This is a genomic window from Salegentibacter maritimus (genome assembly GCF_016236975.1).
Taxonomy (GTDB): domain Bacteria; phylum Bacteroidota; class Bacteroidia; order Flavobacteriales; family Flavobacteriaceae; genus Salegentibacter; species Salegentibacter maritimus.
In genome coordinates, this window is the sequence record NZ_JAEHNY010000016.1 from 59,477 (window position 1) to 69,784 (window position 10,308).

At 31.9% G+C, this 10,308-nt stretch carries 11 protein-coding genes; all 11 read left to right on the top strand.

What is annotated here, in order from left to right; translation table 11 throughout:
- Positions 1-599: 599 nt before the first annotated feature.
- The 11 genes from I6U50_RS15060 (at position 600) to I6U50_RS15110 (ending at position 9,800) form a co-directional block, all read left to right on the top strand.
- Complete coding sequence (locus I6U50_RS15060; RefSeq protein ID WP_198639448.1) at positions 600-1,517, top strand: restriction endonuclease; 918 nt, start codon at positions 600-602, stop codon at positions 1,515-1,517.
- A 337-nt stretch (positions 1,518-1,854) separates the two neighbouring features.
- Positions 1,855-2,187, top strand: coding sequence for a helix-turn-helix domain-containing protein (locus I6U50_RS15065; protein WP_198639449.1), 333 nt, complete (start codon positions 1,855-1,857; stop codon positions 2,185-2,187).
- Positions 2,180-3,220 (top strand): DNA cytosine methyltransferase, encoded by a 1,041-nt coding sequence (locus I6U50_RS15070; protein WP_198639450.1) that lies wholly within the window; start codon positions 2,180-2,182, stop codon positions 3,218-3,220. Before I6U50_RS15065 ends, I6U50_RS15070 begins: the two co-directional genes overlap by 8 nt.
- Positions 3,217-4,656: a protein NO VEIN domain-containing protein gene (locus I6U50_RS15075; RefSeq protein ID WP_198639451.1), complete on the top strand. Its 1,440-nt coding sequence runs from the start codon at positions 3,217-3,219 to the stop codon at positions 4,654-4,656. Before I6U50_RS15070 ends, I6U50_RS15075 begins: the two co-directional genes overlap by 4 nt.
- Positions 4,626-5,762: a DNA cytosine methyltransferase gene (dcm, locus tag I6U50_RS15080; RefSeq protein ID WP_198639452.1), complete on the top strand. Its 1,137-nt coding sequence runs from the start codon at positions 4,626-4,628 to the stop codon at positions 5,760-5,762. The genes I6U50_RS15075 and dcm overlap by 31 nt, the downstream gene beginning before the upstream one ends.
- A 121-nt stretch (positions 5,763-5,883) precedes the next feature.
- Entirely contained in the window at positions 5,884-6,873 is a 990-nt protein-coding gene (locus I6U50_RS15085; protein ID WP_198639453.1) for a hypothetical protein, read from the top strand.
- 148 nt (positions 6,874-7,021) lie between these two features.
- The gene (locus I6U50_RS15090) at positions 7,022-7,654 is read left to right on the top strand and encodes a hypothetical protein (protein WP_198639454.1); all 633 of its coding nucleotides are present in this window, start codon (positions 7,022-7,024) and stop codon (positions 7,652-7,654) included.
- A gap of 168 nt (positions 7,655-7,822) precedes the next feature.
- Positions 7,823-8,467, top strand: a complete 645-nt coding sequence (locus I6U50_RS15095; protein WP_198639455.1) for a hypothetical protein — start codon at positions 7,823-7,825, stop codon at positions 8,465-8,467.
- Positions 8,448-8,873 (top strand): hypothetical protein, encoded by a 426-nt coding sequence (locus I6U50_RS15100; protein ID WP_198639456.1) that lies wholly within the window; start codon positions 8,448-8,450, stop codon positions 8,871-8,873. Before I6U50_RS15095 ends, I6U50_RS15100 begins: the two co-directional genes overlap by 20 nt.
- A 164-nt stretch (positions 8,874-9,037) precedes the next feature.
- Positions 9,038-9,667, top strand: a complete 630-nt coding sequence (locus tag I6U50_RS15105; protein ID WP_198639457.1) for a hypothetical protein — start codon at positions 9,038-9,040, stop codon at positions 9,665-9,667.
- Positions 9,660-9,800, top strand: a complete 141-nt coding sequence (locus I6U50_RS15110; RefSeq protein WP_198639458.1) for a hypothetical protein — start codon at positions 9,660-9,662, stop codon at positions 9,798-9,800. The genes I6U50_RS15105 and I6U50_RS15110 overlap by 8 nt, the downstream gene beginning before the upstream one ends.
- Positions 9,801-10,308 lie beyond the last annotated feature (508 nt).

Below are 10,308 nucleotides of genomic sequence, written 5' to 3' on the forward strand. Positions count from 1 at the left end.
AAAATGTTTACGCTGACAAATACGCACTCCCTACTCCGCAACTTGTCAATAACCGTACACGTTGCAAACAATACCATAAAAATCGGAACTAAGAAGAAAAACTAATCTTTGCGTATTTAAAAGAACCAAAATTGAAATTTAGAAAGAAAAAAATCCAGGATTCTGAAATCTAAAAGAAAAAGAGAATAAAGAAAAAAAACACTTCGCGGACTTAAAAGCAATACGCAAAAAAACTCCACAAGAGAAATCCCGAAAAGAAGAAAAAAAGCAAAAGCACGGATAAAAATTAAACGAAAACTAAAAATTTAATCCAAGCAGCGCGCAAAATATAATCTTAACAAAAAAAGTGAAGTAAAGTTTTTAAATGTGCTTAAAATTAAAATATCAATCTGAGCGTAAAGCAGACTGTTTTAAAAAAGCATGATAGAATAAATCGGATTAGTACAGTTTGCAACATCGGTTATGGCAAATTGCGGGCAAATTAACTGAATTTGATTATTTTAGTCACCAACAAAACCTGGTTACCCTGACAAATACGCACTCCCTACTCCGCAACTTGTCAATAACCGTACACGTTGGCGGTCATTTAAAACAAAAAATTGAGTTTAAACAAAAAAATATCAGCTTCAGCGATTTTAGCCTTAAAAGAGGCATTAGTTGCTATTTATTGGAGAAAGAAAGATTTAAGGCAATTTATCGAATTGACACTTGAAAATCCTCTAATTGTATCAACTATAGATTGGAATGAAAACACTAAATACGAGAGCGTTTCCCAACTAATTGACCGAATGGTAAAAAGACAAGATATGTATCAAACTGACTTGTTAAAACTTGTACAAGAAGTTGGAAATATAAATGACTTTTCGCACTTAGAATATTGGGATGACTCAAAAACGAAGATTAAAAAAGCCAAAGAATCAGTTACCAAATTAAGAAATCAAGCAAAAGGATATTTTGATACAATTGCCGAACTAAAAAAAGCAGAGGAAAGACGAGAAACTAACCAGGAAAAATTAAAATCTAGTATTTCATATCAACAGAAATTAGACGAGTTAAAACTGAACTTTTACGAAATTGCGTCAAATCCAAATGCACAGAAGAAAGGATTTCAATTTGAGAAATTTCTCAACGAACTATTCGTCTTTTTTGATTTAGACCCAAAATCAGCGTTTAAAGTTACAGGCGAACAAATCGATGGAGCATTTACATTCGACAATAGTGACTACTTACTAGAAGCAAAATGGCAGGAAAAAACTGAAATTAATGCTGCTGATTTATACACATTTGGAGGGAAAATCTCAGGAAAGTTGAAAAATACTTTAGGACTTTTCATTTCTCTCGGACCATTCTCAAAAGATTGTACTGAAACAGGAAGTCCAATAACTAAATCAATGATTTTAATGGACGGAATGGACTTAATGCAAGTTTTGGAAGGACGGATTAGACTAAATGAATTGATTTTAATAAAACGCAGACACGCATCTCAAACAGGAGAAATTTACTATCGAATGAAGTAAAAAACGAACCGCCAACAATGTGTATAAGCAATTGGGGCGAAAGTGATAAAACAAAAGTATAAACATAAAACAAAGGTCAGTGATAAACCGAAAAGTTCGGGTATGAAATCCCCAACTGCTCATACACTTAACGTTGTACGCAAGCTGAAAAAAGCCACCACACGGTCAAGCACATTTGGTTTTTCCGACACACAAATCCAACGCTAAAAACCAAAAGAGCTTGCCCTTCCCCACTACCACCCAGAAATAAAAATCATTAGAACTTGATGCAAAAACAGAAAATTATTTTTACATTTGCTAAAAATAGGTCAAATCATAATTTGATTAAATTATAAAAATGGCAAGTTTCGGACATTACATAAAAACGGAAAGGGAAAAACGAGAATGGACACAAACTGAATTCGGTGCGAAAATCGGAATTAACACAAGTGCCATTAGTCGAATAGAAAACGGAAGTCAAAAATTTAGCAAATCAAAGCTGAAAAAGTTGGCTGAACTATTTAAAACCGACTTACAGACCGTTACGGATTTATTCTTTGCTGACAAATTTGCAAGAGAAGCCTTTAAATATAAATGTTCAGAATCCATTTTTGCTGTGGCAGAAGACACAGCCAATTATTTAAGAACTACTAACTCAAAACAGGGAGAATTCAATTTTAGTAATGAGTAAAAAATATAACGTAATAGACCTATTCTGTGGTTGTGGAGGTCTTTCTCAAGGATTTATTGAAGCGGATTACAACGTAATTCTAGGAATAGACCATTGGAAAGATGCAATTGAAACTTTTAACTATAACCATAAAAATTCAAAAGGAATTATTGCTGACTTGCTAAACCTAGACCCTCAAGAAATAAAGACAAAATATGATATTGAAAGTGTCGATTTAATTATAGGCGGCCCACCCTGTCAAGGTTTTTCTATTGCTGGAAAAAGAATCATTGATGATGAACGAAACCAACTTTACAAATCCTTTCTTCGATTTGTAGATTATTTTAAACCCAAAGCATTTGTTATGGAAAATGTTCCTAACATACTTTCAATGGGAAATGGTGCTATCAAAAATCAAATTTTAAAAGACTTTGAAGATATCGGATATAAAATAACTTATAATAAACTATTAGCATCTGATTTTGCCGTACCTCAGAATAGAAGGAGAGCTTTTTTTGTTGGCTTAAAAGATAGCTTGGAGTTTGAATTTCCGAAACCAACTACAACTGATAATAAAATCACGTCTGAAGAAGCCATTTCCGACTTGCCAAAAAATAGTTTAGAAGATGGATGTCAATACCCCATTAATCCAAAAAGTGTTTTCCAAAGAGAAATGAGAAATGGAAACAAGGTAGTTTTCAATCATCAAATCACAAACCATAATGAAAAAACGGTTGAAATTATTGCTATGGTTCCAGATGGAGGTAATTACAAAGACTTACCAAAAGAACTTCACGAAACGAGAAAAGTAAATATCGCTTGGACTAGACTTAATAGCAAAAAGCCGAGTTTTACCATAGATACTGGTCACAGACATCATTTTCATTATGAATTTAATCGTGTTCCTACGGTTAGGGAAAGTGCTAGAATTCAATCATTCCGTGACGAATTCATTTTTTGTGGTAGCAAAACAAGTCAATACAAGCAAGTAGGTAATGCTGTACCACCATTATTAGCTAAAGAAATAGCTTTAAAAATCAAAAAATATTTATGAGTAAGCCTTTAAAATATAAAATTCCTGACGAATATTTCTTTAGGTTACATCACGTTAGACCTCGCTTCAAAAATGATGTTGAAGAGGTTTTACTTTATGTTGCAACTTCTATTTCGGAAATGCCAATATTGAACAAAGAAGTATTTAGAGATGAATTAAATAAAGTTCTTTTTAGCTTCAAGAAAAATGCCACATCTACTCAAAAAACAATTGACAATTGGAGAACTGAAATCTCCGCATTGTTTGGTTTTATTCAAGAATCGAACGGAAAACAATATCCTGGATTAACTGCAAAGAGATTAGCCAATAATCAATATTTGGATGAATTTTTTAATTACTTCTTGTTCAGTTTTCAATATCCAGGAGGACATATAAAACCTCAAAATGTAATTAAACAAATTGAAGCTGGAGTACGATTCAAACCTTGCCAATTCATCTTACAACTTCTTATTGAAGGAGAAAAAATATTAGGCAAACCTTTTAGTTTCACCGCAGAAGAATTAACTCAATGTGCATATTTTGATTTAAGAGTTACCCGAGATGGCAGACACCCAAAAGAAGTTGCTGAACTAATTTTGTCCAACAGAAATCAAAAGATTGAATATGAACACAAGTATGAGCAACTAAAAAACTCTAGAACTGGAACTTATCCATCCAGAGGTGATGTGTATCGCTATGCTGGAGATATTTTAGATTATATGGTGTTGGCAAATTTGTTACAGCATAAAGGTACTGGCTACTATTATTATCTAAATGATGAAAATAAAGAAGCTATCAATTTTCATTTGAGAAACTCGGTTTGGTTTAATGAGTATGACCAATTTTATGATAAAGAATCAATTACAAATCCTGAGGTTAGTTCTCTTGAAGAATTATGGTTTGATTTTGTTAACAGCTTTGATGAAATAGAAGAATTTAAACCTCAATTAGATTCTAATGAAGTTGAAAGCATTTCCGCTTTGATTCAAGAGTATTATTCTAGAATGACTGGAGATGCTAAAGTTCCAACCAAAATTTTTGGAGACTACGGAGAAACTTTAGTATTAGCTCACGAATACCTACGAACCAAAGAAGGTTCAAACAGACAACATTTGATAAATAAAATTCCAACACCATTAGGAGTTGGATATGATTTACAAAGTATCGAGATTGAGAAAAAGAAAAGATATATAGAGGTTAAAACTACAAAATCGAGAAAAGCCATCAATAGCAATCGATTTAAGTTGACCCCCAACGAATGGGATACAGCTGAAACACTAGGTGACAATTACTATGTTTATTATTTGGTCATTAATGACTCTGGAAAAAACATATTTATCATTAATAATCCTGTAAAGGAATATGAAAAAGGCAACTTAAAAGTTGATAAAAATTTAGTAGTAGAATTTTCAAAAGAATCTGGACAATGGCAAGAGTTAATGGAAATAAGAAATTAAGGGCTGCATCATTTTTTTGTGGTTGTGGCGGTATGGATTTAGGTCTAACTGGTAATTTCAGTTATTTGAATAAAAATTACCCTTCCCTGCCATTCGAGGTAGTATATGCTAACGACTTTGATAAATATGCTACAGAAATTTACAATGACAACTTTGAACATAAATGTATCACTAAAGACATCAAGGATGTTTCAATGGCAGAAATTCCCGAACACGATATTCTTTTGGGTGGTTTTCCTTGCCAATCGTTTTCAATTAGTGCACAAAATCCGCCAAGATTAGGTTATAAAGACGAAAGAGGTATGCTATTCTTTGAAATGGTCAAAATTCTTGAAAAGAAACAGCCTAGATTCTTTATCGCAGAAAATGTAAAAGGAATTTTGTCTGCCAATAAAAAGAAAGCGTTTCCAATGATAATCAAAGAGTTTGAAAATGCTGGTTATTACCTAAAATATCAGCTTTTTAATGCGTCAGAATATGGTGTTCCACAAAAGCGAGAACGAGTTTTTATAATTGGGTTCAAGAATTATGAGGACTTCGTTTATTTTAATTTTCCCAAACCAACCACTTTGAACGGCTCAAAAGTTAAATTGAAAGAGGTAGTTGACAAAAAAGCTAATAAGGATGAAAAATGGTTCTTTAGCCAACGTGCGGTTGATGGAATGATGAGAGTACAAAAGAAAATGAATAAAGGAAGAGACCAAAACTTGGAAGAACCATGCAATACAATTAGTTCGCATCTTGCAAAGGTCAGCCTGAACAGTACTGACCCTGTTTTAAAAATTGACGGTAAATACAGGAGATTCACACCAAGGGAAGCAGCAAACATTCAATCTTTTCCTGACAATTTTAAATTGGATTCTGTTTCTGATGCTAGACAATATCGAGCAATTGGAAATGCTGTTCCACCAGTATTAATGTGGCACATAGCAAATTCATTAGGACAACTTATTGAAAAAGGTATAAAACAAGCCAACCCTGAAAGCCATACACATTTGCAGTTCGCACAAGCCAACGCTTCACCAAAAACTGCAAAAGAGTATGTCTTTTCCAACGCTGATAAAAACGAACTGAATGAAAAAAAGCCAGCGTACAACATTGTATAAAAATAATAGCGGTTTAATCGTTAAAATGAAAGTGAGTAAATATAAAAAAGGTCTGTGTTTAATCGAAAAATAAGTGCTTGGAAATCCGCTACTATTCTTATACGAGACCGTTAGGCAAAATATGAAAGCTAGATTTTTTTCCATATTAATAATTCTGACAATAGGATTTTCCTGCGGTAAAAAAGTTATTCAAAAAAATGATTTAACCCAGGTAAATTTAAATGGCAAAGTAAAAAAAGTGAAGTCCCAACTTTATGAATTAGTTCAAGTTAATGACACTTTTAAAATTGGTCAAAAAGTAAATTCTCGGTCTTTAGATAGAAACGAACTACTCGAATATAATCAGAATGGAAATTTAGTTACTTCAAAAGAATTTTTGAGTAATGGAAACGTGATAAACTACTCTGACTATAAATATGATCAAGACAATAAATTGATAAAATTAGAAGAAACCGACAATTATGGAAAAGGATCAAAAATTACATATGAGTATTTCTATAATGAAAATGATAGTTTATCAAAAGTCATAATTAAAAGTGATAAATATGAACGTATAATGAAGTTCGATAGGACAAAAAAGAGAACTATTAAAAGAACAGATTTCTTAGAAGATACAATTGCTGCTATTTATGTCTCAAAATTTGATAAAAATCAAAATCCAATTAAACAAATTGAATATCAAGATACGGAAACCCCGTACAGAATAACAGAAAGAACTTACGAAAACAATAGGCTCGTTAAAGAGAGAATTAAAGAATTTAGAAAATGGGGCACGACAGAAGATGAAGTAATATTTGAACATTTCAAGAATAGCTATCCTAGCGAATTAGAAAACTCTTCAACCAATACCATAGTTCAAAAGATTTATAAAAATAATGTAGAGATAGAAGAAAGATGGATTCCGCCAAAATCAGAATATAGTATAACAACTGTTCAAAAATTCAATTTAAATGGTGATTTAATAGCACATATGAGAATCGAGCAAAACGATACGATAGATATTTGGCAGAATGAATATAAATTTGATTCAAATGGTAATTGGATAAAAAAGTTTTCCTTTAAAAATGATAAACCGCTAACTGTTTTAGTTAGAGAAATAGAATATTACTAATTCATACTTTGCCTAACAACGGCTCATCGCCAATAACGGGTTTTATCGAAAAAGTGTAATTTTAGAAACCAAGAAATAAAACAAATAAGCCGACAACTCCGCGTCCCAACTCCCGCAACTGGCGATAGCCGAGACCGTTGCCCACAATTTGAAAAAAACAGTACTTAAAATATTAATTCTGACTTTAATTGTGATTAGTTGTAGACAAAACAACAAATCGGAATCACAAGCTCGTGAATTAAATCAAATTGAAATTTCTGATGAATTCAAACTTGATTTTCTTACTCAAATCTTATCTGACAGTTCAAAATCTAGACTGTTATTTGATAAAAGAGAATTGATTTCAAATTTGCCTGCTATGGTTCCACCACAATTACCAATTGACCCAAAAAATCCCAACAGAACAATCTCGCATTTTGAATTTATATCTGATACTCTAAAAATTAATGATATTGACTTTGTGAGAAAACAATTCAGCGAAAATAAAGAGTTTGATATTTCAAGTTTGGAAAAAAATGGTTTTAAAGTAATTGACGTAGAAAAATATAGAGAAGACGAAATTCAATGGGATTCAATTAATAAAATTGCCGAAAAATATTATGAAGAAAATAAAATGATTGATTTCTATTCATTTCTTCATATCACAAAACCGATTTTTAATAAAGAACTAAATTTAGCATACGTGCGATTTAGACCTGGGTCAGGCGGAATGACTAGAATTTATGAAAAGCAAAATGGAATTTGGAGAATGAAATATGAATTTGATGAATGGATTGAATAAAAAACTGTGGGCAACAATGTATAACCGCAATTACGGCGGATTCGACTACGTCCGAATCCACTCGGAATTGCTAACGGCAGTGCCAAACCGAAAATTAGCGCATATTAACCCGTAACTGACGGTTATACGAGACCGTTGGCAGCAATTTTAAATCATAATTCGAGATAAATGGATAAAAAAATTAGAAGTTTTTTTAAAAATGACTCATTAAAAACACAAATTCTAGCAACCTTAATTGCAACCACTATAATTTGGATAATAACCGTAATATTTGGAATAATTAAAGGATTGGATTTCTCCTCTTCAATAAAATGGTCAATCGAAATTTTACAATATAAAATCAATCTTTTTTGGTTTATCATTCTGATTCTCGGAATGCTTATTTTAAACAGTCGAAAAAATAAAATGTTGCTCGAAAAGATTCAAGATTTAACTTATACAAAAGAGCAAATTGACACAAAGAATAAATACATAAAACAAAATATCGATAAAAAGTTAAATATTTCAAGATTTGAACGTTTTACGGATATCTATGATTATAGAAGATTAAAGAACCATCCTTACCACGAACAATATACCTTGAATGATGTTGAATCGTTTGTGACAATTTTAAAAGAAGGAAATAAGAATTCTGATATTTATAAAGTACAAAATGGAATGGACGGTTTAATTGCCGAATTAAAACAAGAAGGAAGAATTCATAGAACTGTTAAAAATGAAATTAAAGAAGAAATAGAAAATTGTTTCACGGATAAATTCTTACACCAAAAAGAAGAATTGAGTAAAGTGTTAGATGAAATTAGAGTTTATTAAATTTCAAATGGAGGAATATTATCAAAATAATCAAGGCTTATTTGAGTTAATTGGAATTACACTTGCAATAATCGCTATATATATTTCTATTATTCAACCTATTATTAATTTCACCCGAGCTCAAAAAAAACAAAATAAGGATAAAAGATTTAAAACTTATCACGAATTGATTGATCATTTTGCTGGTGCAAATGGCAGTGCTATGCTTGATAGACAAATTGCAATAATTTACGAATTAAGAAGATTTCCAGAATATTATCCAGTAACAAAAAGAATTCTTTCAGATTGGGTTCAGGAAAGAAATACTTCTGAAATTCCACAAATACAAAGGTTAGTTAAAGAAATGAACTTAACTATAGATTACATCAACAGTTCTTGGATTGAGAAAAGATTTTCTAAAAATTAGCCTACTTTTAAAACAGCTGCCAACAACGGTTAATCGCCAATAAGCGGCACCGTTAGAAAGAAAATAATTAACTTGACCAACAAACCAATACTAAGCCGACAAAGCCGCGTCCCTTACCCCGCCAACTGGCGATAACCGAGACCGTTGCCCACAATTATTAAGAAATGTCCGAACTCACAATAAAGCTAATTATAATATTAATTCCAGGAGTCTTATCTACTCTAACTTTTGGAAAATTAATCCTGCATAAAGAATGGAGCAGTTTTCGTTTTACACTTTATTCAGTATTATTTGGAATTATAACTTATTTGATTCTTCAGATTATAATTAATCTTTTGAACTTAATTTCCATATTCGACATTGCTAACTTAACAATCTGGGATAACCTAAACGATGCCACATCTATTCCATATCGTGAAGTAATATGGGCATCTATTATATCAATTTTAGTAGCATTTATTGCTGCTAAAATTGAAAACAACAAAATAATTAATAAGCTGGCAAACCAACTTGGAATTTCAGGTAAATACGGTGACGAGAATCTTTATTCAATGTTTTTAAATTCTAAGGAAGTTGAATTCATATACCTAAGAGATATTAAAAACCAATTAACTTATCATGGTTGGGTAAAATCATTTTCAGAGAACGATAATATTTCAGAAATAAGACTTTCTGACGTTGCAGTCTATAATTACGGAGACTCAGAACTCCTTTATGAAATTGCAGAAGTATACTTATCTTTAAAAAAAGAAGAAATAATAATCGAATTAGCAAACTTAAAAGAAGATGAATAAACAAGCACCTAAAGGTTCTAACAATAAAAATGGAGGACAAAAAGGAGAATCGAAAAATAGCTCAAATAAACCAAAACCAACAATATCAAGATCCGGCACAAAACCGCCCCCTTCTCCAAAAAAAGGTAAATAACTGTGGGCAACAACGGTTCATCGCCAATAAGCGGCAGCGTTAGAAAGAAAATAATTAACTTGACCAACGAACCAATACTAAGCCGACAAATCCGCGTCCCTTACTCCGCCAACTGGCGATAACCGAGACCGTTGGCTGCAATAGCTCCGGACAGAAAAAGAGAACTTTAATAAGAAAAACTCACTGTTACGTGGACTTATAAAAAAGGAACTAAAAGATTGATTTTAGTAAAAAAGAAAAAAAGCTCACTCTGTCGGACTAAAATTGTGGAATTAAATAGAGTTTTTAGAAGGTGATCATAATAAAAAAAGAGAAATACAATCCCCACTCTTGCTCTAGAAAATTAGAAGAGAAATACTCACTCAAACCCTAAAAATCCACAAGAATAAGACTGACTAAGAAGAAGAATTAAAAAAGGTGAGCGGCAAATCTTTCGTGCTTACTCGGACGTGTCGCTACAGCTGCCAACACTGGTTAAAGAAAATAGCTTAGGTTTAGCTAAAATTCT

Excerpts from the sequence above, each read along its gene's own strand:
- I6U50_RS15065 (WP_198639449.1), top strand. The coding sequence starts at position 1,855 with ATGGCAAGTTTCGGACATTACATAAAAACGGAAAGGGAAAAACGAGAA.
- I6U50_RS15070 (WP_198639450.1), top strand. The coding sequence starts at position 2,180 with ATGAGTAAAAAATATAACGTAATAGACCTATTCTGTGGTTGTGGAGGT.
- I6U50_RS15075 (WP_198639451.1), top strand. The coding sequence starts at position 3,217 with ATGAGTAAGCCTTTAAAATATAAAATTCCTGACGAATATTTCTTTAGG.
- dcm (WP_198639452.1), top strand. The coding sequence starts at position 4,626 with ATGGCAAGAGTTAATGGAAATAAGAAATTAAGGGCTGCATCATTTTTT.
- I6U50_RS15085 (WP_198639453.1), top strand. The coding sequence starts at position 5,884 with ATGAAAGCTAGATTTTTTTCCATATTAATAATTCTGACAATAGGATTT.
- I6U50_RS15095 (WP_198639455.1), top strand. The coding sequence starts at position 7,823 with ATGGATAAAAAAATTAGAAGTTTTTTTAAAAATGACTCATTAAAAACA.
- I6U50_RS15100 (WP_198639456.1), top strand. The coding sequence starts at position 8,448 with ATGAAATTAGAGTTTATTAAATTTCAAATGGAGGAATATTATCAAAAT.
- I6U50_RS15105 (WP_198639457.1), top strand. The coding sequence starts at position 9,038 with ATGTCCGAACTCACAATAAAGCTAATTATAATATTAATTCCAGGAGTC.
- I6U50_RS15110 (WP_198639458.1), top strand. The coding sequence starts at position 9,660 with ATGAATAAACAAGCACCTAAAGGTTCTAACAATAAAAATGGAGGACAA.